General features: G+C 42.5%; 18 protein-coding genes. 1 reads left to right on the top strand and 17 read right to left on the bottom strand.

Going from position 1 to position 24,950, the window contains the following annotated elements:
- Nucleotides 1-394 precede the first annotated feature (394 nt).
- The 17 genes from NOS7524_RS30560 to nrdJ form a co-directional block, all read right to left on the bottom strand.
- On the bottom strand, nt 395-676 hold the full coding sequence (locus tag NOS7524_RS30560) for a transposase (protein WP_235622437.1): 282 nt from the start codon (nt 674-676) through the stop codon (nt 395-397).
- A gap of 35 nt (nt 677-711) precedes the next feature.
- A complete protein-coding gene (locus NOS7524_RS29270; RefSeq protein ID WP_015137665.1) occupies nt 712-1,464 on the bottom strand; it encodes an IS630 family transposase in 753 nt (250 codons plus the stop codon).
- A gap of 299 nt (nt 1,465-1,763) precedes the next feature.
- Nucleotides 1,764-2,930, bottom strand: a complete 1,167-nt coding sequence (locus tag NOS7524_RS06405) for a cysteine desulfurase family protein (RefSeq protein WP_015137664.1) — start codon at nt 2,928-2,930, stop codon at nt 1,764-1,766.
- Nucleotides 2,931-2,932: 2 nt separating this feature from the next.
- Nucleotides 2,933-3,559, bottom strand: coding sequence for a hypothetical protein (locus NOS7524_RS06400; protein ID WP_015137663.1), 627 nt, complete (start codon nt 3,557-3,559; stop codon nt 2,933-2,935).
- Nucleotides 3,560-3,686: 127 nt separating this feature from the next.
- Nucleotides 3,687-4,343, bottom strand: coding sequence for a hypothetical protein (locus NOS7524_RS06395; protein WP_015137662.1), 657 nt, complete (start codon nt 4,341-4,343; stop codon nt 3,687-3,689).
- A 145-nt stretch (nt 4,344-4,488) separates the two neighbouring features.
- The gene (gene bcp, locus NOS7524_RS06390) at nt 4,489-4,968 is read right to left on the bottom strand and encodes a thioredoxin-dependent thiol peroxidase (RefSeq protein WP_015137661.1); all 480 of its coding nucleotides are present in this window, start codon (nt 4,966-4,968) and stop codon (nt 4,489-4,491) included.
- A 162-nt stretch (nt 4,969-5,130) separates the two neighbouring features.
- The gene (locus NOS7524_RS06385; protein ID WP_015137660.1) at nt 5,131-7,113 is read right to left on the bottom strand and encodes a pectinesterase family protein; all 1,983 of its coding nucleotides are present in this window, start codon (nt 7,111-7,113) and stop codon (nt 5,131-5,133) included.
- Between the two features lie 176 nt (nt 7,114-7,289).
- Nucleotides 7,290-9,698, bottom strand: coding sequence for a glycoside hydrolase family 31 protein (locus NOS7524_RS06380; protein ID WP_015137659.1), 2,409 nt, complete (start codon nt 9,696-9,698; stop codon nt 7,290-7,292).
- On the bottom strand, nt 9,658-9,954 hold the full coding sequence (locus NOS7524_RS29265) for a hypothetical protein (RefSeq protein ID WP_015137658.1): 297 nt from the start codon (nt 9,952-9,954) through the stop codon (nt 9,658-9,660). The genes NOS7524_RS06380 and NOS7524_RS29265 overlap by 41 nt, the downstream gene beginning before the upstream one ends.
- A 524-nt stretch (nt 9,955-10,478) precedes the next feature.
- A complete protein-coding gene (locus NOS7524_RS06375) occupies nt 10,479-11,948 on the bottom strand; it encodes an aldehyde dehydrogenase family protein (protein WP_015137657.1) in 1,470 nt (489 codons plus the stop codon).
- Between the two features lie 328 nt (nt 11,949-12,276).
- Complete coding sequence (gene opcA, locus NOS7524_RS06370; RefSeq protein ID WP_015137656.1) at nt 12,277-13,656, bottom strand: glucose-6-phosphate dehydrogenase assembly protein OpcA; 1,380 nt, start codon at nt 13,654-13,656, stop codon at nt 12,277-12,279.
- Between the two features lie 89 nt (nt 13,657-13,745).
- A complete protein-coding gene (gene zwf, locus NOS7524_RS06365; protein ID WP_015137655.1) occupies nt 13,746-15,275 on the bottom strand; it encodes a glucose-6-phosphate dehydrogenase in 1,530 nt (509 codons plus the stop codon).
- A 152-nt stretch (nt 15,276-15,427) separates the two neighbouring features.
- A complete protein-coding gene (gene tal / locus NOS7524_RS06360) occupies nt 15,428-16,576 on the bottom strand; it encodes a transaldolase (protein ID WP_041555590.1) in 1,149 nt (382 codons plus the stop codon).
- Between the two features lie 296 nt (nt 16,577-16,872).
- Complete coding sequence (gene fbp, locus NOS7524_RS06355) at nt 16,873-17,922, bottom strand: class 1 fructose-bisphosphatase (RefSeq protein WP_015137653.1); 1,050 nt, start codon at nt 17,920-17,922, stop codon at nt 16,873-16,875.
- A 512-nt stretch (nt 17,923-18,434) separates the two neighbouring features.
- Nucleotides 18,435-18,719 (bottom strand): RNA recognition motif domain-containing protein, encoded by a 285-nt coding sequence (locus NOS7524_RS06350; protein WP_015137652.1) that lies wholly within the window; start codon nt 18,717-18,719, stop codon nt 18,435-18,437.
- A 373-nt stretch (nt 18,720-19,092) separates the two neighbouring features.
- Nucleotides 19,093-19,311 carry a hypothetical protein gene (locus tag NOS7524_RS06345; protein ID WP_015137651.1) on the bottom strand — a complete coding sequence of 73 codons (219 nt, stop codon included), beginning with the start codon at nt 19,309-19,311 and terminating at the stop codon, nt 19,093-19,095.
- Nucleotides 19,312-19,469: 158 nt separating this feature from the next.
- Nucleotides 19,470-23,957, bottom strand: a complete 4,488-nt coding sequence (nrdJ, locus tag NOS7524_RS06340; protein WP_015137650.1) for a ribonucleoside-triphosphate reductase, adenosylcobalamin-dependent — start codon at nt 23,955-23,957, stop codon at nt 19,470-19,472.
- 347 nt (nt 23,958-24,304) lie between these two features.
- Between nrdJ and NOS7524_RS06335 the strand changes: the two genes are divergently transcribed.
- Nucleotides 24,305-24,886, top strand: a complete 582-nt coding sequence (locus NOS7524_RS06335; RefSeq protein WP_015137648.1) for an Npun_F5749 family FMN-dependent PPOX-type flavoprotein — start codon at nt 24,305-24,307, stop codon at nt 24,884-24,886.
- The last annotated feature ends 64 nt before the right edge of the window (nt 24,887-24,950 follow it).

Here is a 24,950-nt window from a genome sequence, read left to right as displayed (position 1 = left end):
AAAGAATGTCAATGGAAAATTACCTTGATTAGGTAATAAAAATACGGGAATTATTTTGAGATTCTGGCTAGCTTTTTCAAATGTGGACAAGACCGTTGAAAAGACTTGTTATATATAAAACGAAAGCTAACACATCTTTAATTAGTCAATTTGGGTAACTTATTATGTATGAATTACAGGTTGCGTGGTAGCCAAATTGGCAATTATTAATTTTGGTATTTGAAACAATAAAAATTAAACAAATTAGTAAAATATGATTGCTTATAAGCGTTATTTATATGAGCGCATTTATTAGAAGTAATCTGATGACTTATTTCTACATTGGAATAGTTAGACTGCTGATTTTAGGTAATAAGTAGGTAGGCGCAAATAAAGTCATCTATGTAATACCAATTCACGAAAAGCCTGATACAAATAAAGCATCAAGAATAAAATCCCAACCTGTGATAGAAGCAACAACTGATGTGTTTAATTGTTCCAATCGCTTCCAGATAAATTCTCTTAATTCATCTAAATTTGAGAAGCTTTCCCAAGTTAGATGCCTTTTAACTTCTTCCCACAATCTTTCTATTGGATTAACTTGAGGTGTATGTGGAGGTTGAAATAACAAAACTATGTTTTCTGGTATTTTCAGATGCTGACTTAAATGAAAAGCCCCATTGTCTAACTGAAGAATATGAATATCTTGAGCATAAGTCTGGGAAAATTTTTCTAAAAAATATTGAAACAGGCTGTATTCAAATGAGAGAATTCCCAGATAAAATACTCTCCAGTTAAGGGTTCCACTAATCCATATAAGTAAAAATTATCCCGCTTCCATTGCATAATGCCGATGGGCTTGACTCCTTTTTTAGTAATTAGTCTCCCAGCTTCAGTCTTCAATCCCACACGGCTTTCGTCCCCACACCAATATCTCATTGTTTTTTGCCTATCTACTGGTGCTATGACGTGTTTTTTATTACTTCTAGGTATTGTGGCAGTTTTTTTAAATTCTGATTCTGCTTCGCTATCGTATTTAATACCTACTGCTCGCGGCACTTTTAGCTTTGCTTTCATTTGATAGCGCACTGTATCATGTACTACTTTATATGATGCTTCTATCCCTTCTACTGCTTTTAACCATGTTCGGATTTCCTCATAACTTTTGAATCCCTCCGATTCTTGAAGCTCTTTGTCTAGCTGCTCTCTTACTTGTAAGCTAATTATTGCAGGTCGCCCTGGACTCTTTAGAGTTGTTAATAGACCCTTGATTCCCGACTCTTGATAATTTTTTAACCATCTTTGTACCGTTACCCTTGCCCTTCCTACTACCACCGCTACATCTTGTATTGTTTTCACTTGTCCTATTTTCAGCAAATACAAAGCTTGAATCCGTTCAAAACTTGATGCTGTTTTTTGTTTTAAGAGCAACTCATGTAATTCCTCTACTGACTCTTTTATTTCTACTTTGGTTACTCCAGCCATCTTTGCTCGTTAATATTTATTCCTTATTTATCTGTATCATACTTTTCGTGAATTGGTATAAGAGAGTGTAAACACTTCATAACTCTTACGATTACGTCGCTTCACTCCGTTACGCTCGTAATGACATAGCTGTAAATTTTTCTGCCCACCTACTTAACTATCCTCACAATTACTCAATCATGCCTAATGTGAATTAAATAGCTTGAGACTGGAAAGTGAGAATATCAATACCAAAACAACAACTAAGCAATAAACGCGGAAGTATCGTACTTACTTCCATGTCTCTAACCCCAAATTCCTTATACCAAAGTCGCTTGTTTACGTAAACTTTGAATAGTAGCGATCGCGTGTTTCGCTACTAAATCAATTTCTGCTTGAGTGTTGAAACGTCCTATCCCAAAGCGGATAGAGGCATAAGCTAGTTTTTCGGAGTGTCCCAAGGCGGTAAGAACGTGGGAAGGTGCGGTTTTCGTGGATGAACAAGCTGAACCAGAAGATACTGCCATAACTGGCTGTAAGCCTAGTGATAATGCCGCACCATCTACACCTTCTACACTAATATTCAAGTTTCCCGCTAACCTCTGGGTGGGATGTCCGTTAAGATAAATTCCCTCTAAATGTGATAGCTGATCCCACAAACTTTGTCTTAACTGGGTGAGGCGTTGAGTCTCTGTCTCTTGTTCTGCTAAGGCGATTTCTACAGCTTTGCCAAAACCAACGATTTGCGGTGTGTACAATGTACCAGAACGCATTCCCCGTTCATGTCCTCCCCCGTGCTGTTGGGGTGCGAGTTGGACTTTGGGGTTGCGTCTGCGGACATATAATGCGCCAATACCCTTTGGTCCGTAAACTTTATGGGCGGTTATAGACATTAAATCTATGTGCATCGCTTGCACATCAAGGGGAATTTTACCAATGGCTTGGGCTGCATCTGTGTGGAAAATTATCTGGCGATCGTGACAGATTGCGCCAATTTCCGCCAAGGGTTGCAATACACCAATTTCATTATTAGCCGCCATCACCGATACTAAAATCGTCTCAGGACGCAATGCTGTTTCTAATTCTTTTAAATCAATTAATCCATCTGGTTTAACTGGCAGGATAGTAATATCAAAACCCAGATTTTTTAAATATTCACAAGGGTCAAGTACAGCATTATGTTCAGTTGCCACAGTGACAATATGCTGACCTTTTTGAAAGTAAGCTTCTGCTACACCTTTAATGGCTAAATTATTCGCTTCCGTTGCCCCGCTAGTAAAGATGATTTCTTCGGGTGTCGCATTAATGGCTGCGGCTAAAATTTCCCGTGATTGTTTCACAGCCGCTTCTGTTTCCCAACCGTAAACATGACTAATACTAGATGGATTGCCAAACTTTTCTGTAAAGTAAGGTAGCATGGTTGTTAACACCCGTTCATCTACAGGTGTGGTGGCGTGGCAATCAAGATATATAGGATGAGTAGACATATTTATCTCAATATTTGACTCAAGTTTTTTAATATTGCCAGAACTTTATACAATTCGTTTTCTCGCTTCCAAAGAGTAAACTTATCAGATAAAGCATACTCTATGTTAGAGTTTTTAATTAGTTTTAGAAAAGTAAAATCATTGCCATTTGTTACTAATCCAAACACAGGTTTATCTTGATTCGGATGAGCTAGCATATAAGTAAGTGCTTGGGGTATAGCTTCTAATAGTGACCAGCTAGACCGCTTGGATTCAATGATCAATAACCAAAATTGCTGTTGGATCACTAAAATATCAATTCTACCCCGAATAATTTCTCCCTCATCCTCAGCAGAAATTTCTATAGATTGCTCGCTTCTAATCAAGAAAGGTTCATCATAGAAGCCCGCGAAATTGAGCAATGGAGATAAAACTACTAATTTCACTGTTTCTTCCGATAAAGGAGGATATTTCACCAATCGGATAAAGTGAGATTTAACTCTATCTAAATATTGTTTTTCTATATCTGTGATTTCTGGTAAGTTCTCAAACCATTCTGTAAAGAATGCCTCATCTTCAGCAAGTTTAATGCCGAATCTTTCTTCTAGATAGGCAATGCCGACATTTTGAGATTGAATAAATTGAACCATATTTTCACACAGATATAGATGATTAGGGACTTCCAGATAAAAAATATTCAATATGTAGGGTGCGTCAGTATAAAGAAGTTCTTGTTATAGTTAATTTTTCTCAGACTGACGCACCCTACCACCTTAATTAGAGGAAACTTTGACCTATCTTTTTTAGGATACGTAAAACTTGATATAATTCGTTATCACGTCTATATAAAGTAAATCTATCAGATAGAGCATAGATTGGGGTATCTTTCTGACTGAGCTTCATAAATTGAAAGTCTTCTCCGTTCATTACTAAGGAATAAACAGGATCATCAGTATCAGGTGCAGCTAACATATAAGTAAGTGCTTGTGGGATTGCCTTGGCTAGAGAAAAATTAGACCTTTTAGATTCAATTATCAGTAACCATAATTTACTTTTAATTACTAATACATCAATTCTGCCTTTGATAATTTCTTTCTCAACTTCTGTTTGCATTTCTGCATCTATGAATATTTCCTCGGTAATATCTATACTTTTTTCTGTAACAATATAAAATGGAGGCTGATAAAAACAAGCTAAATCTAGCAAGGGAGACAAAACTACTAATTTGACTGCATCTTCTAAAAGTGGAGAAGTTTCTGTCAGGCTGAGATAGTTATTCTTAACTCTATCTAAATATTGTTTTTCTAATTCACTGATAGCAGGTAAATCATTGAAACATTCTGTAAAAAACTGTTGATCATTAGACTTATAAAGTGAAAACCTTTGCTTTAAATAGGCAAGAGTAATATCCTGTGATGGAATGATTTGTACCATAGTTAATTAAGCACGGTAGTTATTAATATTGTAGTCAAAGCTTTGTCTAGTGGACAATGCCGCAAATTCGCTTAATTCCTAAGTTTTAGGTTGTTGTCATTGCCCACCCTACGGTTATGAACAAGGGTGGAAGATATAAATTGATTTAGGCTTTTGCTAGTTCTTGCAATTTGGTTAACACTGCTTGAGCGTGACCTTTAGCCTTAACATTAGGCCAAGCATAGGCAATGATGCTATCAGGTGAAATTAGGAAAGTTGAACGTGCTACACCCATATATTCTTTGCCCATAAATTTCTTTAACCGCCAAGCACCATAAGCTTCAATCAGTTGATGTTCTGGGTCACTTAATAAGGTAATAGTCAAGTTATGTTTGTCGATAAATTTGCAATGTGCTTTACCGGAATCGCGACTTACTCCTAAAATTTTGGCTCCTAATTGGCTAAACTCTGGGTGCAAATCCGTAAAATCTTTAGCTTCTGTGGTGCAACCGGGGGTGTCATCTTTGGGATAGAAATAAATGATGAGCCACTGACCGTTAAAATCATTAAGGCTGACAGGGTTGTTATTTTGATCAGGGGTAGAAAAATCAGGTGCTGGTTGTCCGACTTCGGGAATGTTGCTCATGATGGGATGGTGAGATATAACAATCGCTTTCAGATTGTACCGAGATTAGGCGATCGCTATTCTTTAGGAAACACTAAAAAATAGGTTAGTAGGGTGCGTCAGTATAAATAATTTCTTGGTACAGCTAGGTTTTCTCGCACTGATGCACCCTACATTCCTTAACTACTCAATATTGCCGCTACGTTGTAACTGAGAAGTAGAATCAACGAAAATAGCGTTCTGAAGGTTTCCTGTCAAATCACAGTCTTCTACTGTACCTGCACCGTTTTTATGCACGTATACACCATTGTATTTATTTTTAGTAATCCTACACCGCCGGACAACGGCGTTGCCCCCATCTCTTATCTCTACGCCTGAAAAACCATTGCTGAAGATATCACAATCTTCTATTGTTCCCCGACCTTTTTGATGAATCAGGATACCATCACCTTCTTTGTTATTGTGGATTTGGCATCTTTGGATGAGGGGATTGCTATCGTCTCTAATTTCTATTCCGGATAAGTTGTTGTTAAAAATCTCACAATCTTCTACAGTCCCTAAACCTTGATTGCGGAATAAAATCCCGCCTTCTTTGTCACTGTGTAATTTACAGCGACGGATGAGAGGATTAGCACCCGTATCAACGGTAATTGCAGTTGTAGAATTATTCACCAGTTCACAGTCTTCGATAGTACCACGTCCATTTTCATAGACGTAAATACCGCTTTGTTTGCCATCACGGATTTGACAGTTTTGAATCACGGGATCAGATGTAGAGCCGTGAATAGCTATGCTAGACAGTGAATCAGATGTAATTTGGCAGTTGGCTAAAAGTATTTTTCCTTGAGGAATATCTACAGTAAAATATTGCTGATTTTTCTCACCAGCACGACCACGCAAAGTTAAACCGCGAACTTCTGCTTGGTCAGTTTTACAGAGTAAACAATTTGAGTCTGTACTCTCAATAATAATGTCTGCTGTGGCACCATCACCAACAATCGTTAATGCTTTATCTAACACCAGACTTTCTTTGTAAACACCAGGACGCACCAAAATCCGCATCCCTGATTGAGCATTTTCAATCGCTTCAGTAATGGTTTGATAATCACCATCACCAACTTGAGAAACCACCAGAGTCCAGTCTGGGATGAATTTGGATAAGGCGATCGCACCTACTAAACCAACACCACCAAAACCAAAAACCTTGACTAACCGCCGCCTTGACCATTTTTTGGGTTCTGGGGGTAGAAGTGTTGCAGGTGGCTGCAACTGAGTTTCTATCTCTGCTAACCTTTGCAAAATTAACTGAGTATTTTGAGGACGCTGACTAGGTAAACGCGCCATCATTTGATCGAGTAAATCTGCAAACTGTGGCAAAATGTTTGTTTGATTACGCCAGTTTAATTCATCTTTGTAACAGTCATAAATTGCCGTATCTGTGGGTTCTTTTCCTGTCAGCAAATATATAAAAGTCCGACCCAAAGCAAAAAAGTCTGACTGCTGTACAGCTTGGCCGTTAATTTGCTCTGATGGTGTGTAACCTGCGGAAATTACACCTGTAACCTGCCCAACTGCTTGTTTAGCGATATATGTACCTGTAATTGACCGAGCTGTGCCAAAATCAATTAGTGCCAGACGACCATCTGCCCGCAGCATAATATTGGATGGTTTGATATCGCGGTGAAATAAACCCTGCTGGTGAACTTGCTGGAGAATGATCACAACTTCTTTCAACCATTGACAAGCTAACTTTTGGTCAATGGGTCGAGATTCTCTTTGTTTGAGGTATGCCGCTAAATCTAAGCCCTCTATCTTTTCCATTACTAGACAGTGTAATGGCTCTGGGCTGTTTCTCGGAAAATAAACAAAGTAACCATGAGCCTCAACTTGCGGAATTCCTGGATGATTTAAGAGGGCTAACACCTCTGCTTCTCGTTGAAATAGCTCGATGGCTTTGGGATGATTGTTAATTAAAACCTTAAGAACTTTAGTTGTGTGAGTACGTGTATCATAAACTGCAAAAGTTTTACCAAAACCACCACCACCTAGAAGACTAACTACTCGATAACATCCTTCTAGGAGCAATTCTGAACCACAAGCTTGACAAAATAAAACATTATCAGGATTTTGTGGATTTGAGCATCGGGGATTTATGCAGAGGCTCATCGCTTCGGCAGGTAACGGTTTTATCAGAATAGTTTAACCGTTCTAATGTCCTACACACATAAAGTTTGTATTAAAGAAGGAACTAGAGGTTAGGAAGAAACAGGGGTGCAGGGGAGAAAGAATTTTTACCTAGCCCCCAGTCCCCAATCCCCAATCCCCAATCCCAGCCCAAGTTATTATCTTTGACTGTAACTCAGTATGATTTGTTGAAATTGCTCTACTTCTAAACAATTGTTTTGGTAGTGAACTTCTTGAGTGTCTATCCAAGCTGTTTGTACTTCTAAACCATGAACATGGAGTTTAACGTTTTTGTAGGGGAAAGGGTAATTTCCTTGCTGTTGCCATGTAATTTCTAAATTTTGCTCATGTCGCTGAAGATAAAATTCATCTAACCGCCAAGCACCGTAGCCATCACCCGCATCACTATACACTCTACCTCCACCAACGCCAGTCACAGGGGGATAAATATGGAGGATGAGTTGTTGATTTTCTTCGATTGGTAACACACTACCAGCTTTGACAAACACAGGGATTTGCTCCTGTGGTGCAGCAATGTCAATTTGATTTCCACCTGGGAATGGGGCATCATCCCAAAAGTGATACCAATGCCCTTGGGGTAAGATAATTGAGCGGGAAGTTGCACCTTCCTCAACAATAGGAGCAATTAACAGCGCATCACCTAAGAAAAACGCATCTTCCACAGCCCACAGTTGGGGGTTTTTACTGTCAGCCCAAAATAGAGGACGCACGAGGGGATGACCAGTTTGGTTTGTTTCCCAAGTTAAGGTGTAGAGGTAAGGCAGAAGTCGATAACGTAACCATAAGAATTCTCTGACGATACTCAGAATTGGTTCGCCAAAAGCCCACGGTGTACGCGGTTTGACGTTGTTGGCGCTATGGGTACGAAAGAACGGTAAAAAACATGACATCTGAAACCAACGCAAATATAGTTCGGCGCTGGGATTACCCTTAAACCCGCCGATATCAGCCCCACTGTAGGGAATGCCAGAAAGACCCATGTGTAATACGGTAGTGATGGTGATGCGTAGTCCAGACCAACTGGTTTCAATATCTCCTGTCCAAGTCCAGGCATAACGTTGTAAACCTGCCCAACCTGCACGGGAGACAATGAAGGGACGAAGTTCTGGTTTGTATTCTTTTAAAGCTTCATAGGCAGCCTCGGCTTGTAGCAAACCATAGACATTATGAGCTTCAAGATGATTGCCGCCTCTACCTTCGAGAAAATGTAGGGTGGAATGCTGGGGTAGGGACGGGTCTCCCCAGAGGACGAAAATCCCTGGTTCATTCATATCATGCCAAAAACCGGTGAAGCCTAAATCTAAGAGATATTCATACTGACGACTCCACCAGTGGCGGGCTTTGGGGTTGGTGAAATCAGGAAAAGCACACAGTCCTGGCCAGACAGGGGCGATAATGAGTTGATCATTGATGGTTTTGCAGAATACTTCTTGCGATCGCCCTTCTTCAAATAATTCACTTTTGCGGTCGGCTTTTACTCCGGGATTCACAATCGCAATTAAATGTACTCCTGTGTCTACTAATTCTTCGTTAAATTCAGTTAACTTGGGAAAGCGGTCAGGGTCGATAGTAAAGGCGCGAAATTCTTCTTGGCAGTCTATATCTAAATGGATGGCACTGAGAGGCAAATTATGAGTCTTAAATCCCTGGGTGACTTCGCGGATGGCTGGTTCTGTTTCATATCCCCAGCGTGACTGATGATAGCCAAGTACCCAACGGGGAGGCATGGCGGGACGACCGGTTAATTGTGTGTAACGGTCTAGTAATTGCGCTGGTGAGCCGACACTCAAGTAATAGCGCAAAGCTCCGCCCTCAAAGTCGGCGGCGGCGTAACCGTTGAAGCTAAATGTGGCTTTGTAGCTATTTTCGTAGAAAATCAAGTAACTACCAGACTCATGCAAACCCATGTAAAGGGGAATGCACAGATAAAGCGGGTCTGTACCTGGGCCATATCTACCACCAGCATCATAATTCCACATCAAATAACTGGTGGTGGAGGGTTTACCATCTTGGGGTGTTCGCAGGTTGAGGGGTGCGGCGCGTTCGCCTAGTCCATATATATGTTCTTCAGGAAGTAGTTTGGCTTGATGCAGCCAGCCGGCAGTTTTGAGTTGGGGAGGTAGTTCTTGGCGGATGATTTGGCCTAGGTGATTTTGAAAAGTGAGACCACCATTGTGATTAATTATTACTTGTAATACTTTAGTGGAGATCAGCCAGCGATCGCCCATTTCCTGAAATTCCACTGCGACTTCTGGCCAATCTTTGCCAGCCATAGCATAAGGAATAGGTGGTACTCCAGGTTGCCAATTTACACGCACTAAATCAGCAGCTAAAAAATAAATTTCTAGTTCAACTTTTTCAAAGTAAAATTTTGCCCCCCTCGCTATAGGTTCAGCCTTGAAGATATCACCAATTTCTGCAAACACTTGGTTTGAACTGAGAAACGGACGCTCTAATAAATCCCTTTGCATAGGATAGAATAGTGAACCAAAAAAGCGTCGCAGTTTAATTAGGCGGAGGTTTAGTAGAAGTTGTTTCCAATTCATAAGATGACAGGGGACAGGTGACAGGTGAGCCGGCGCGGTCTTGGGGGTTTCCCCCATGTTGGCGTAAGCCTTCCCGTAAGGGTGCGACCGGCGAACCCGTTCGCTGAAAGCGTCTCGTAGAGAAGGGTAACAGAATTGAAAGCCTTCTAGTGTAACGGGTTGATGATTGCTTGATGTCCTCATCTATATGGCAACTGCTATAGCTGTAGACAAGGAGATTAGGACTAGGCTGTTGACTTTGATAAGATTTACCCATTTTTTATTCATACAGTTTTGGTGTCATCATCAGTGAACCAAATTAAATGAGTAATGAGTAATGAGTAATGAGTAAATACCTATTACTTATTACTTATTACTCATTACTTAAACAAGGAAAGGATTAGGCATGAATTTTTAACCCCTGAAAATGTACAAAGTCAACACCCTAGATTAGGACATGATTAAAAGCTCAAACTTATTCATGGCGTGGAATTTACTATTGCCTATTGCCTATTGCCTATTACCTTCTGCTATATAACTGATAACTGGTAAAACCTTTGTGCTTACTTTTAATGCCGATATTCAGCCAACTATTTAGATCAAAATTTACCAAATGTCCATCCTTGGCTACGTCTCCCGTAAGGGATACAAAAATCAAATCGGATTGTTATATTCAGTAGACATCGCCAGAAATTAAATATGCGTTTTCCAGAAACCTTGTAGAGACGTTCCATCGCTAGAGGGATTCTCGTCTCTACATTCTTTTTTGGAGATATCTATTTATCTTGAGCAAAACAATATTTACAACTTGATGGTGACAGTTTTAACTTCGGTGTACTGTTGCAAACCATATTCACCCAGTTCTCGACCGATACCGGATTGCTTAAAACCACCAAAGGGTGCGGCTGGGTCAAATACGTCGTAGCAATTTACCCATACTGTACCAGCACGGACGTTGTTAGCGATCGCATGGGCTTTAGTAATATCCTGTGTCCAAACTGCGGCGGCGAGTCCGTATATGGTGTTATTTGCCCGTTGAATTACTTCCTCGATGTCTTGGAATTTGATAATACTCATCACCGGTCCAAAGATTTCTTCTTGGGCAATCTGCATATCGTCACGGACATCAGCAAACACCGTAGGGGCAATAAAGAAACCTTTGTCTCCCACTTGATTACCACCACATAACATTTGCGCCCCTTGTCTCATCCCCGATTCGATATAACTCATCACTTTGTCGAATTGGTCTTTATCTACTTGGGGGCCTTGTTGGGTGTTGCTATCAAAGGGGTCGCCGACAATGCGGCTTTGGGCTTTTTCTACACTCTTGGCGACAAAATCGTCATAACATTTTTCGTCCACAAATAGCCGCGAACCTGCACAGCAACACTGACCTTGGTTAAAGAAGATGGCATCGTGTGCGCCTGTAATAGCTGCATCTAAATCAGCATCAGCAAACACAATGTTGGGACTCTTGCCGCCCAATTCCAGAGTTACCCGCTTGAGGTTACTTTTGGCAGCCGCTTCCATAATTAGATGCCCTACCTCAGTGGAACCGGTAAACGCGACTTTATCAATATCCATGTGACGAGCGATCGCTGCTCCGGCTGTGGGGCCATATCCTGATAAAATATTCACCACACCAGGGGGAAAACCAGCTTCTACAATCAATTCTCCCACCCGCAACGCTGATAATGGTGTCTGTTCCGCCGTCTTCAACACAACAGTATTACCTGTTGCTAAAGCTGGTGCTAGCTTCCACGCCTGCATCAACAAGGGGAAATTCCAGGGGATAATTTGACCGACTACGCCCACAGGTTCATGGCGAGTGTAACAGAAGTACGACCCGCCAATGGGGATAGTTTTACCTTGTACCTTATCAGCCCAACCTGCATAGTAGCGATAGCAGGCAATCACTAATTCCAAATCACCCAATGAATCTTGCAGTGGCTTACCGTTGTCTAAGGTTTCTAGCCGCGCCAATTCATCAATATTTTGTTCTATTAAATCAGCTAACTTGTAAAGCAACTCACCCCGACGGGCAGCTGATAGCTTTGACCATTCCCCACTGGTAAAGGCGGTACGGGCTGCTTTTACTGCCTTATCTACATCTGGCGCATCTGCTTCTGCTACTTCACAGATGACCTCACCTGTGGCTGGGTTAATCGTCTCAAACCTGCGACCGCTAACGCTTTCTATCCACTCATTGTTAATTAGCAGTCGAGTTGGGCCAATTTTTACCTGTTGTTGCGGTTCCTTTGCTGTCACCATCAGGCCCTCCTGTAGCTATCAAAAAATTTGCTTAAATCTATTACTTATATTTCTGAATATACAACAGTTATAGCAGGGGACAGGGGACAGACTCCAAAGTCTCTTAGTGTAACGGTTTTATGATTGCTTGATGTTCTAATCTATATGGCGACGCTACAAATGAAAGAAACACTCTTCTTCTCTCTTCCCTGTCACCTGTCACCTATGTTTCTTTAGAAAATTTTTGCATTTGCTTAACACAAAGAAATGCCTTCAGAGATTTCTGGCAATCTGAAGGCTGTAGATTCTTTCTTTAGTTGTCGGAGACTATTCTTATTTGTCAGCAAACTTAACTCTTTGCACCTAACTTCAATACTTGACCGATAACTGTCAGGCTTTCTTCAAACAGTGCTTCACGACCCCAGCGTTGTACCTGTTGACTGAGTAATGCTTCTGCTTTTTGTTCTGACAGGGAACTGACTTGTTGAAATAAACCTGCTGATTGAGCGCCACCGTGGGTTTCCATCCGCATACAACCGCCGGTTTCAGAGCAGATGACAGTACCACAATCTGCTTTGGGATTGGTTGAACTCAGACGCAGGGCAATCAAATCACCCACAATCTCACCCACATCTGCAACTGGCACTCCTGCCAATTCCGCTTCTACTTGTCGTTGATTTGGGCTGGCAAAGCGAATGCGGATGATATCGTAATCTCCACTTTCTTTTTCATAGGAAACTGGCAACCATTGCAGGCGACTCGCCAGCCAACCTAAAAATAGCAGTGCTTGAGATGGGTTGCCTTTTTCGTAGTCAATGGTGATGCGGTCAATTTCTGTGAGCGCCTCACGACGATGGGGAGGATCATAGGCTTCTGCTGTTAACTCTTGCCATGCGGCGAGTCTACGCCAGTTCAAATCAGCTAGAGGTATACCTATGTCTACCAATTCTTGCAGGCTGATTAAATCTGTTTCTGGCTCGTTAAAGTTGCAAGAATCGACAATGACGTTGTTACAAACTGCTGCTAGCCGTTTAAACAGGCTGTTGTTGGGGTCTGGTGTAGCCTTCCACCACAGAAACTTGGGTAAGCCACCAATCAATAAGGCCGGAATCATACCGCCTATGCGTTCCAATGCGGCGGTAGTACCAGTGAGAGTAATGTATTCGCAGCAGACAAGGGTGCTGGAAGATTGCTTTTGAATTGGGCAGTAAGCCGAAACTTGGGCTTTTACACCTTCATCTTCACCCGCAATGGGACACAAGGCAATGATGCGGCAAGGATTACGGAGGGCAATTTCGTCAGCAATTCTGGGACTGCTGGTGTTGAAACTGTAGGGAGCTAGTCCGTTGGGAGTTTCCCCAATAATTTCGTTACCTTGACGTTTGGCGAATTCTTCCCGTAATTTAGCTAGGGTTTCGGCTGTGGCTGTTCCTGTTTCTGTCAGTCCATATTTAATCTGCACTTGGCGCAGAGCTGTATCTGTTTGTGGACCTAAAATGCCATCAATGGGGCCGTTGTAGAATCCCAAAGCTGCCAACAGATACTGAGTTTCTTCTGGTTCGTATACTACTAGGGTAAAAGTAGTAGCGCGTGTTGCCGCAGGTAAGGCACCATCTTCACCTGTGATGCCGTAACTTTGCCAAATCTGATTCAGTTCCGCTTCTATTTCGGTGAGCGAAATATCCTTGGGTGCCTGAAGTGAGAAAATTGTGGAAGCTTGGGGAGTCATAGAGAATTTGCAAGTGTGTCAGTTGTGAAGTTGAGATTAGTCATCAAGTCATTACTTGTTACTAATGACTCATGACTAATGACTAATTTTTAGAGTCTGCGCCAGCGACGACCGTCTTGATTAATCAGAAGCTCTGCCTCTGCGGGTTCCCAAGTACCTGCTTCGTATTGCGGCACAACGGCGGGGTCGGCGGGCGCATCCCAAACGGAAAGGGCGGGAGTAACTACCTGCCAAGCTGCTTCTACTTCATCGGCGCGGGTGAATAATGTTTGGTCGCCCATCATACAATCAAGGAATAGGCGATCGTAGGCATCGGAAGTAGCGGCAATTCCAAAGGAACCATAGCTAAAGTCCATATCTACGGAACGGGTACGGAATTCTGCCCCTGGCATTTTTACATCAAAGCGCAGAGAAATTCCTTCATTGGGTTGAATCCGCATGGCCAAAATGTTGGCGTTTCTTTGTTGCGCGGCGGATTGGAACATCCGAGAAGGCACATCGCGGAAGTGGATGGAAATCTCACTGACTTTTTTCGGCATCCGCTTTCCAGTCCGCAAATAGAAGGGGACACCTTGCCAACGCCAGTTATCAACCATAAACTTCATTGCTACGTAGGTCGGGGTTGTGGAGTTGGGATCAACTCCTGGTTCTTCCCGATACCCCGGTGCTGGTTGACCTTTCATCCAGCCGGCGCTGTATTGACCACGTATAGCTGAACGTGACAGGTTATGGACATCAGCTAGGCGTGTAGCTTGTAAAACTTTCACTTTCTCCGTGCGAATACTGTCAGCATCCATTGAGTTGGGTGCTTCCATCGCGGTGAGACAGTACAGCTGCATCAGGTGGTTTTGCAACATATCCCGCAGTGCGCCGGATTTTTCGTAGTAGCCAGCCCGGTCTTCTACACCTACGGTTTCCGCTACGGTAATTTGTACGTGGTCAACAAACTGACGATTCCACAATGGTTCAAAAATTGCATTGGCAAACCGGAATACCAGCAAGTTTTGAACTGTCTCTTTCCCCAAGTAGTGGTCGATGCGGTAGACTTGGTTTTCTTGGCAATATTTCCGTACTACCTTATTGAGACTTTGGGCAGATGCCAAGTCCCGACCAAAGGGTTTTTCAATAACTAGACGATGTTTGTCGGGGTCGTCTAGCATTCCTGCTCCCCCTAGTTGTTTGATTGCTTCCGGAAAGAAGTTAGGCGCAACGGAGAGGTAGAACATTCTGTTACCTCTTGTACCCCGTTTTTCGTCTAATTCGCTTAAGAGATTTTTCAGTTTTTGGTAACTCTCAGGATTATCTATGTCTCCAGGGCAGTAGAACAGACCTTGAGAAAAATCTTGCCAGAGTTCTTCGGGATCAACACCGCCATGAACCTCTTCCATACCTTTCCGCATTTGTTCGCGGAAGTATTCGTGACTCCATTCACGACGTGCTACGCCGACAATAGTAGTTTCTGGGGGAATGCGTCTCTCCCGCCGCAATTTGTAAAGGGCTGGGACGAGTTTGCGCCAGGTTAAATCACCAGAAGCGCCAAAGATGACAATGATTTGAGGTTCGGGCATCCCTTGCTGTTGCAGACCAACGCGCAAAGGATTTTCTAGGAGACTAACCATAACAGTTTTCGATTCTATGTGGGAGGTTGGGGGTTGGGGACTGGGGACTGGGGACTGGGGATTGGGGATTGGGGGTTGGGGATTGGGGATGGGATTTTTCTCCTCTGCTCCTCTACTCCCCTGCTCCCCTGCTTCTTAAGAGTCCCCAGTCCCTATACTGGTGACAATAACTTGACTTTGTTCTCTAAAGAGTTCATTAGGGACTGGAAAGGTTGAACAAATTTGTTAATGCCTTCAATTAATAGTTCGTCCATGACAGTATCGAGATTGATATTGATGTCAGGGTCTTTGAGGCTCTCTATTAACTGATAAGCTGTGTCTACTCCTGTTTCTATACGGCTAGCTACATCACAGTGGTCAGCACAAGCGTCAATTGTCCCTGGTGGTAGGGTGTTTACGGTATCTGGGCCAATCAACTCATCGACATACATGACATCGCTATAGTGGGGGTCTTTGGTGCTGGTACTGGCCCACAGTAATCTTTGCACTTTTGCACCTTTGGCGGCTAGGGCTTGCCAGCGACTATCTGCAATAATTTTTTTGTACTCTTGATAAGCAATCTTGGCATTTGCGATCGCTATTTTACCTTTGACAGCTGTCAGTTTAGCTTGTACATTCTGATCATCAACACCGCGTTTCAATTTGGCATCGATTTTGTCGTCAATGTTGCTGTCAATGCGACTGAGGAAGAAACTAGCGACGGAGGCTATTTTGCTAATATCTTTACCCTCTGCCATCCGTTTTTCTAAACCCCGAATATAAGCCTCTGCTGTGTTGATATAGCTTTGGACAGAAAATAGCAGGGTAATATTCACATTAATACCCTCAGATATTACCTGTTCTACTGCTGGTAATCCTGCTTCTGTACCAGGGATTTTAATCATCACATTTTCCCGACCAATTTCTTGGAAATAACGCCGGGCTTCAGCTATTGTGGCTTGGGTATCATGGGCGATGGTTGGTGGAACTTCGATACTCACATAACCATCTTGTCTATTCGAGGCTTCATATACAGGACGCAAGATATCACAGGCATTACGGATATCTGCAAACACTAGGGACTCATAAATTTTGTAAGTTGGTAATCCCTCCCGAATGCCTGCTTCTATATCAGCATCGTAAATGGCATTATTGGCGATCGCTTTCTCAAAAATAGTAGGATTGGAGGTAATGCCACAAATACCTTTGTTCTCAACTAAGTCTTTGAGTTCCCCTGATTGAATAATGTCTCGGCTCAAATTATCCATCCAAATACTTTGGCCGTATTGTTTGATTTCTAATAAATGATTAGTGGTGGCCATAGCTTTTGTTCCACTCCATGAATGATGTTCTAAGTGAATTTGGCAAACACCATCAAATAAAAGCTTTGATGGTAACTTTTGCATTTTGGCGTTGCCCATCACTTATTGCATCGGCCGGCTGAGATAAACTGAGTGCTGAGTTATGTTAGGGGTAGCGCGGCGTTGAGCAACGTGCTGAGTGTTGAGTGCAAAGTTGTGAGTGCTGAGTGGGAATTTTTCCCCTGCTCCTCTGCTCCTCTGCTCCTCTGCTCCTCTGCTCCTCTGCTCCTCTGCTCCCTACCTCCTGCCTCCTGCCTCTAATGACCGTTTTGAATAAATGACTCCACCTTGGCAACATCTTCTTTGCTACCCAGAATTAGTGGGGTGCGTTGGTGCAGTTTTGTTGGCACTACGTCTAATATTTCTACTAAGCCTGTAGTAGCACGGCCGCCAGCTTGCTCAATCAAAAAAGCGAGGGGCGCAGATTCATACAATAGACGCAATTTACCTTCTGGTTTTTGGATTGTGCCTGGATAGAGAAATACACCACCTTGCACTAAAATTCTGTGGATATCACTCACCATTGCGCCACTATAACGAGCGGTATAGCCTTCTGTGCGATGGACGTAACGAATGTATTCTCGGTAGGATTCTTCCCATTGCCAAAAGTTACCTTCGTTAACGCTGTAAACAGCACCGTGGTTGGGAATGCGGATATTTTCTTCGGTGAGGATAAATTCCCCTAGGCTGGGATCAAGGGTAAAAGAATGAACACCTTTACCAATAGTATAGACCAGCATGGTGCTAGGCCCATAAAGGATGTATCCCGCCGCAATTTGCTTGTGTCCGTTGCTCAGGAGGTCTTTAGCTTGGCCATCTGTATCATCTCCTTCCTGTTGACGGATGGAAAAGATGGAACCCAAACTGAGGTTTGTATCGGTATTTGATGAACCATCAATTGGGTCATACAGTAGGGTATAACGACCTATGGGGCAGTTTTCGGGAATATAGTAGGGTTGATCCATTTCTTCGGAAGCTAGGCGACACACTAAGCCGCTTTGCTTAAACACTGAGATAAATACGTCGTTGGCATAAACATCCATCTTTTTGACGGATTCGCCTTGGACGTTGACTTCCCCAGTGAATCCCAGAACGCCTTCCATTAATCCTGCACGACTCAGGCGACGTGCAATTAGTTTGCCAGCCAGAGCAATACGATTCATCAGCGCACTTAAATCTTGTGCATCTGGGGAAAAACTCTGTAGTTGCTGTAGTACGTGTCGTGATAAGGTTGTACAATCACGATCTAAACTCTTGTCTGTAGCGTCGTTAATAGACAAGTCTAAAGATTCTGACGCTTTAGTCATTTTATGTACTCCCTAGGGACTGGCTGTTGTTGGGTCAGTAATTTGATGCGCGGCAACTCATAGCTGCTGCCTCTATCTTAGAAAGATAATTTGATAACTTAGATGTGATTTTAGATAAACTAAAGAAATGGATTTTTTCTGGCTGCTGTACTGGGGGCGATCGCAATTGTAGGCAAAAAAAATTTGAGTAACTATACTTAGTGCCTTGTACAATCTAAAAAGTTTAGATCCTAAGTATTACTCTAAAATTTTTCTGCTAATCAGCCTTGAATCGGCAATCTTTCAAGAAATAAATACTCTTAGTGGTGATTATCTAGTGCGCAAAAGGTATTAAACCTAGAGAGGCACAAAGTAAATGAAATCCGACAAGTTATGATGATGGACTGCTACACACGACTCGTCGGATTGATGTTGATACTTTTAATGCCTTGAGAATTATTTCTAGGAGATTTAATTCTTCTGGGGGTTGTGCAAGTACCTTAGAATTTGCTATGATAGTAACTCCGTTGAGCTTAAAGCTCTTGATTTTTAGCCCAACTACCTCGTCGGTTATCTTCTCGCGGTTTGGCTTTGTTAACTCTGAGTTGACGACCCATCCATTCTGCGCCATCTAATTCGCTGATGGCCGCATCCTCTTGGGAGTCTTCATTCATTTCAACAAAGGCAAAACCACGCATACGTCCGGTTTCTCGGTCGGTAGGCAAAACAACTCTCTTGACTTCGCCGTAATCTGCAAATACGGCTCTCAAGTCTGCTTCAGTAGCGCGGTAGGAGAGATTTCCAACGTAGATAGTCATGTGGGATCACGTAATTTTCAACTAAGAGCGATTAGTTCAGCGATTAAACAGATTGCAAACCTTGCATATTCTCTTTTTTCGTCACAGATGGCCAATGTTGTAGGGCAGCATACAGATTGCTAGCATTATCTTCAACTAAACCTTAAGTGCGGCTGAACTTACGCATACGCTCATATAATAACTGATTGTGACATTCTTCAAAGTGAGAGATTTTACAATCTCCAATAACATAAAATTAGTAACTCTTATATGTTTCTATAGTTATAGGAATTTTGTTTTCCAGATTACAAATATTGATGAGGCATCACCATTGATCTTGTAGAGACGTAGCACTGCTATGTCTCTACATATTTATCTACGTATTCACATTAATTTATTCAATCGAAATGGATTGAGGCCCGGTAGCTTTACCGTTGTGTGCTTCGGTGGTTTGGGTAGAATAACCGCTAAAGCCTACTTGTTTATCCAGCCAGCTTTTGACGGGATCATCTGCAAGGTTAAGTCTCAACACGCCAGAGACAAATCCACCCAAAAAGGAAACTGGATGTTGAGTCAATTCTTTAAATAGGGGAGACAACTCATTGATAAACATTCAGACTCTCCTGAAAATGTTGCAAAAATTAGCACTGTTTAAATAATCGTAACGTGTAAATTTGGGCATGGGGCATGGGGCATGGGGCATGGGCATCAGGACAGAATCATCCTTTCATGAACCCCTATACCCCTAAAACCCTCACGTTTGTTGCTGAATTAATTCGGACTTTGTTCAGGCATCATGCACTTATCAGAGTCACAGCCTGCGGGGCCGACTTCCATTAAATCGCCGAAATCGTAGCGACTTAAGACAGCATAGAAATCATCGGTTTTGCGGCGTGCGGCTAAGGCTTGCAGCATTTGCTCATACTCCTGTTTGGAGATTGGCTCAAATGGCAAACGAGGGAAGGTTTGATGATCGTCAAATCTCGCTAGTAGTGCCGCACTCATGTAGCCTTCATCATTTTGAATGGCTTCCCAGATGCGAGTTCCCAAAGCTTCCACTTCGTGTTCTCTTAACTCGATAGTTGCAGAGGTGTTATGAGTGACGTAGAATTTCTGCACTTGCATATAGAAATCCATTTGGGCGATCGCATTAAATTTGCTGATATCAATCACATCAGCACCAGGTAAATCAGCCCAAGACACAGCCACAGGAATTTCTACTAGCCATTCACTCACCCGTGGATCAAACGGATCATCGAGTAAATTCCCTTGTTCATCTTTATCTGACTGGGAAGGAATAATGCTGTAACCGTAATCCAGACAAGCCAAAGCCACTGGATCATTTTTGCGGCAAGTAATGCGGCGAATAAACCGTTGGGCTTTGGGGGGATGCCATCCGGGGCTGGCACCAGTTAACAGTGATTTTGTCCCACTGGGTTGGACGGTTGTACAGCGATTGGGGCGTTTGATATTGTGGCGATCGCAATAATCCCACACCACACGCTGCACAATTTCTTTCCAAGAAGTTAAGTATTCTGCTTCCCGGTGTTTAAATGCTAATCCTTGGGGTGTTTCTGGTCTACCAGCTTCCCACCACCGCAACCAATCTACACCAAAAGCATGGACAAAGAAATCAAATAAACCAGTAAAAGAAACCCCAACAATTGGGTCTAATTCCCGACTATATTGATAGCGTGGTTCTTGGAATTGATGATTTAAAAGTGACGCTACAGATAACGCCCCAGCCGTGAAAGCTTCCTCTTGTTCTTTGTGGTTCAATGGGTCAATTTGATTAAGATGTATCTCAGATAGATTACAGTTACCAGTTAAAGTATTACCGAAAACACCTTTATGGTACTCCGGCTCATTAAAGCAGTAAGTATCATGTAATCCTGGTAATTGTTCAACACTTTTGACAACTTGCCATTTACCTTTATATTTGGCATTTGTGCCTTTGCTGACATCCAAACGCTGACAAGGAATTTCACCACATTCAGTTATTTGCAAGTAGTATAAATCTCTACTTCTGATACCATAATTGGTGACTGACCCTTTATGCGCGCAAAGATTGACAGATGAACGAATACCGCATTTAGTTAGTAATAGCTGAACTCGATATGCTCGCTCATAATCAGAAATATATATTCTGATGCCGTTACTACTTGTATTTGAGCCATCCGTATCTGCTAAACCAGCGATAAAATGCAATATGGCTTGTCTGTTCCAACTAGCAATTACATTCAGTGCTTCTGGGTTAGTTTTTAGGCTTTTTAAGAATCCTCCAGAGAAACCTAAATCTGTGACATCTGTAAATGCAGGTGAATAATCATAATCTCTAATAGGAGATTTATTACCTGCGACATTCAAAGCAACTTTCTCTTGATACAGCCTAATCTTGGCATGATTTTTTTGATCTGTTGTGCCATCTCCTACAGCTAGCCCTAAAGTGTAGGCATAATTGCGATCGATATCTAATCCATCTTCATACTTAATTTTGAATGGTTCAGTGTGGATAGCATACCGACTGGTATCCATCAAATCTTTAGTTTGGACTTCTTTATAACTCTTGCTGAATCTATCTTTGACAAAGAAGCGGTGATACTCAGTTGCATCTAAATATGAACCGTCTCCGAAGCGCACACGATAGAGAATGCGAGAACTACCAGTTTTAAATGGTTGCACTTGACTCCAGTTTTTACCGTTCCAAATGCTAATTTGACATCCCACTACATCCTGAATTTTGTGCATTCCATCTTTAGTGATCAGTAAGGTATCACTACTTACGCAGTGAAAATCACTACCCAAGATTTCTCCGCATGGATTTAGACCAAACCTTGCCAGACGGTGTTCTAGCTCTTTTGCATCAATTTCAGGGTGTCGTTTTTGTAACCAGTCTTTAGCTGCTCCCTGTTCGTAAGCTTTGATGAAATCAGCTTTCAAAGCTTGTGTAGTTAACAAATCACAGTTAGCCCTAGCAACAGCTTCACCAGCCCACTGAATTGCACCCTCACCACTGTAATATTGCTTACGTACAGCATTAATACATTCTTCTAGGGTTGGCTTACGGTGAAATACCCTGGTGTGGTTCGCCATACGTAAAGCATCACGCTCAGGATCTATACGCCAGTTGCCATTTTCATCTTGTTGCCAGAGGTTATCTTTGGCAGTTGCGCCTTGTTCATCATCAGATATGAACTGGCGCATTCCGGCGCTGTTATGCGTCAAGTATCCATCACAGTAGAAACAGTGCGCTTCTTCCACTTCAATATCATAAGTTTGAACATGATCGTAACTGCCCAAACCTTTAACAGTGACAGGAATATCTAGAGAAATATCCGCCTCAGCAATGTAGCGTTCATAATTGGCATCTACAGTCCGAGAACCTTGAAAACCCATCTCCCGCATTTCGCTGTAGGTGTAAGCTTCCCGCATGATTGCACCAGGAACGGTGAAACCATACATCTTCAAACCTTGGCGTAGTTCACCTTTAGCTGAGTGGGGCGCAATGAGGCTGTTATAACGCTCCTTGAGTGCGGGAATTGTCAAGTTGTACTTAACTTGCCAACTGGAATTTTGTGGATAAGTTGTAGTAAGTCTGCCAGCAATACCCAAGCTGGATAGAACTACACTTACTTGTCTGATAAATAACCGATAAACTGAGGTCACTAAATGAGGAGGTCGATTGTTGACACCGCCATCACTGTCCATTAAACCCGCCAGATAAGCAGCCCGGATATCTACTGAACCTTGCAAAATGAAGCTAGGCACTGTCAGGGGAACATTGGGCTGTTTGATGTAACGATGAAAATACTCAGCTAGGCGAATTGATGAACAGATAGATTTGGCGGTGTTTTCGCCTTTGGTGACGCTGTGAACAGCACTCAAGCCAAATAAAGCTAAAGCAGCTTCAATTTTGGCTTGTATTCTACTTGTGAGTTCTGCATCCAAGCTGTTCATTGACCACTCAACACGACCATAGGGTTTATCGTATTTATTGCGACCAAGAGCTACATAACCATCACCATGTGTAAACCCAATTAGCCAAGCTACTTCCGCAGTGAGTTCGGGAACAACGAAAGTTTTAGCTGTGCGACTTTGAGAGGGTCGAGATTCAGTAAAATCTGTCGGTAAATGAGTAACTGTCCCTGGTAAAACTTGCTTGTTGTGCAGTAGGCGATCGCCTGCCACTAAACTGTTAAAGTATTTCCATTCAATGCCACCCTGAGCATCTGCTAACACTGCTTGGCGATGGTTCAAAGTAGCTCTAGGGTATGTAGCATTGGTTTCAAGTTCGTAGACATCTTGGAACCCTTGGTCAAATTTATCTACAACTCGGCGGAATCCCAAAGGCGTTTGCACCAAGTCACCCACTTTTACATCCCTAATAGGAACTAAACCGTGGGATGTATGAACTAAAGCATCCTCTGGGAGACAACGGCGAATATTCCCCGCAACGATTGTTACAGCAGCTTCGTCAATCAACAAACAGCATTCTACAGAATTTAAGCGTCTACCTAAAGCTTTATTGAGAATGGCAGCGCAACGCTGATAAAGTCCAGGTAATTTTACAGGATTTGCCACACCGCCAAAGCCTTTTAAGGTTTCACCGGATTGACGGACATCGCTAACGTCAACAATTACTTGTACTTCATCAGTAAATCTTTCGTCTGTAGAGAGTTCTAAGAGAGTTTGGTAGGATTCCACCCAACCTTCCCGGCTATCCCCGACGTAGATAGTAACGTTGTTGCCTTGTATATGGGTTTGTGTATATTCACGACGTAAATCTTTAGGTGTATTACCAACTTCTCCCTGTACAGTCACATGGAGCCGATTACGGATGGGAGGCAGTTGATTAGTATATTGTGGTTCTATGACTGCTCCTGTACCGCAACCCATCATGGCGAGATTCATCATCAACCCGAAGGCTTTCCAGTCTTGGAGATTGGTAGAGGTGCAATTATATGCGCCAGAAAAGTTTTTTGGTTTGGTGATCCAATCTGTACCGCCCACCCACAACCAACGCCCACTGGGTAAGGCTTGTAGTTGACGTTGGGTTTTTTCTAAAATAGTGGCTTCTTCTAGTGAGAGTTTACCTAACTCCACTAAACCTTGGATAGTGCGATCGCACACTTCATCCCAAGTTTCTCTTAACCCTGCTGCTGTGCGGCGGCTATAAGTTCTAAAAAATACAGGATTAGCGGCTGGTGCAGTTTCGGGAAACCTTGCACCCTGACGTTTGAGTTCCAGCTCTCGAACCATATCAAAAGGATTGTTGCTTGTTAACAGATTACGACTATACGCCAAGTAGATTGAGGATAAAAGATTGAAAATTTTTCCACTTTACGCTATGCCATGACTGTACAAATTGCCACCTATATTTATGATGTATAATGACTTTTCCTATCCAGAAAGTTTATACACTGAGTTGCAATTATCGACAGTATTTGATTGTAAAAATCATGGGTATGGAGAAAATTTAGCTTCTCCCACATAACAATTCAAATCAACTATTGGCACTATCAAGCAATCAGATTTAACTAAAAGATTGCCAATTGTCCGACTTTGCGCTAAATCTGGGTCTGGATAAATTGGAACAAAACTTTATCATGTCACTAGCTCCTTGGCGAAGCGCGATCGCCCATGCCCTCCACCGCAACCGTAGCCTTGTTTATGCCCGTTACCTGCAACTAGCAACAGTTCGAGCAAATGGTTCTCCTGCCAATCGTACTGTCGTCTTTCGTGGTTTCTTGGCAGAAAGCAACCAGCTAAAATTTATTACCGATAACCGTAGTGATAAAATTGAGCAGATAAACCAGCAACCTTGGGCAGAAGCTTGTTGGTATTTCCCTAACACACGAGAACAATTCCGCCTCACTGGTTACTTGACTTTAGTAGATTCTGAAGCATCCCCCTCTGATTTTCAATCAGCGCGGATTGCTATGTGGCAAGAATTAAGTGATGCTGCACGTTTACAATTTGCTTGGCCGCATCCGGGTAAATCGAGAGCAGATAAAGCAGCCTTTGAGCCATCGCCACCAGATCCTCATCAACCAGTACCCAATTTTTGCCTACTCCTACTCAACCCACTGCAAGTAGATCACTTAGAATTACGTGGCGAACCGCAAAATCGTCATCTCTATTACCGTGAAGACAACGAAATATGGTCTACCAAAGAGATTAATCCCTAAAAGGGTGTAGGGGTAGGCTGTTGACTTTGATGAGATTTACCCATTTTTTATTCATACAGTTTTG

Source organism: Nostoc sp. PCC 7524 (assembly GCF_000316645.1).
Classification (GTDB): domain Bacteria; phylum Cyanobacteriota; class Cyanobacteriia; order Cyanobacteriales; family Nostocaceae; genus Trichormus.
This window is presented reverse-complemented; position numbering and strand designations above follow the sequence as displayed.

What these genes read in the sequence shown, in the direction of transcription:
- fbp (WP_015137653.1), bottom strand. Translation starts at nt 17,922, where the DNA reads ATGACTAAAGCGTCAGAATCTTTAGACTTGTCTATTAACGACGCTACA.
- opcA (WP_015137656.1), bottom strand. Translation starts at nt 13,656, where the DNA reads ATGACTCCCCAAGCTTCCACAATTTTCTCACTTCAGGCACCCAAGGAT.
- NOS7524_RS06380 (WP_015137659.1), bottom strand. Translation starts at nt 9,698, where the DNA reads ATGAATTGGAAACAACTTCTACTAAACCTCCGCCTAATTAAACTGCGA.
- NOS7524_RS06350 (WP_015137652.1), bottom strand. Translation starts at nt 18,719, where the DNA reads ATGACTATCTACGTTGGAAATCTCTCCTACCGCGCTACTGAAGCAGAC.
- NOS7524_RS06335 (WP_015137648.1), top strand. Translation starts at nt 24,305, where the DNA reads ATGTCACTAGCTCCTTGGCGAAGCGCGATCGCCCATGCCCTCCACCGC.
- nrdJ (WP_015137650.1), bottom strand. Translation starts at nt 23,957, where the DNA reads ATGGTTCGAGAGCTGGAACTCAAACGTCAGGGTGCAAGGTTTCCCGAA.
- NOS7524_RS06385 (WP_015137660.1), bottom strand. Translation starts at nt 7,113, where the DNA reads ATGAGCCTCTGCATAAATCCCCGATGCTCAAATCCACAAAATCCTGAT.
- zwf (WP_015137655.1), bottom strand. Translation starts at nt 15,275, where the DNA reads ATGGTTAGTCTCCTAGAAAATCCTTTGCGCGTTGGTCTGCAACAGCAA.
- bcp (WP_015137661.1), bottom strand. Translation starts at nt 4,968, where the DNA reads ATGAGCAACATTCCCGAAGTCGGACAACCAGCACCTGATTTTTCTACC.
- NOS7524_RS06395 (WP_015137662.1), bottom strand. Translation starts at nt 4,343, where the DNA reads ATGGTACAAATCATTCCATCACAGGATATTACTCTTGCCTATTTAAAG.
- NOS7524_RS06400 (WP_015137663.1), bottom strand. Translation starts at nt 3,559, where the DNA reads ATGGTTCAATTTATTCAATCTCAAAATGTCGGCATTGCCTATCTAGAA.
- NOS7524_RS29270 (WP_015137665.1), bottom strand. Translation starts at nt 1,464, where the DNA reads ATGGCTGGAGTAACCAAAGTAGAAATAAAAGAGTCAGTAGAGGAATTA.
- tal (WP_041555590.1), bottom strand. Translation starts at nt 16,576, where the DNA reads ATGGCCACCACTAATCATTTATTAGAAATCAAACAATACGGCCAAAGT.
- NOS7524_RS06405 (WP_015137664.1), bottom strand. Translation starts at nt 2,930, where the DNA reads ATGTCTACTCATCCTATATATCTTGATTGCCACGCCACCACACCTGTA.
- NOS7524_RS06375 (WP_015137657.1), bottom strand. Translation starts at nt 11,948, where the DNA reads ATGGTGACAGCAAAGGAACCGCAACAACAGGTAAAAATTGGCCCAACT.
- NOS7524_RS06345 (WP_015137651.1), bottom strand. Translation starts at nt 19,311, where the DNA reads ATGTTTATCAATGAGTTGTCTCCCCTATTTAAAGAATTGACTCAACAT.
- NOS7524_RS29265 (WP_015137658.1), bottom strand. Translation starts at nt 9,954, where the DNA reads ATGGGTAAATCTTATCAAAGTCAACAGCCTAGTCCTAATCTCCTTGTC.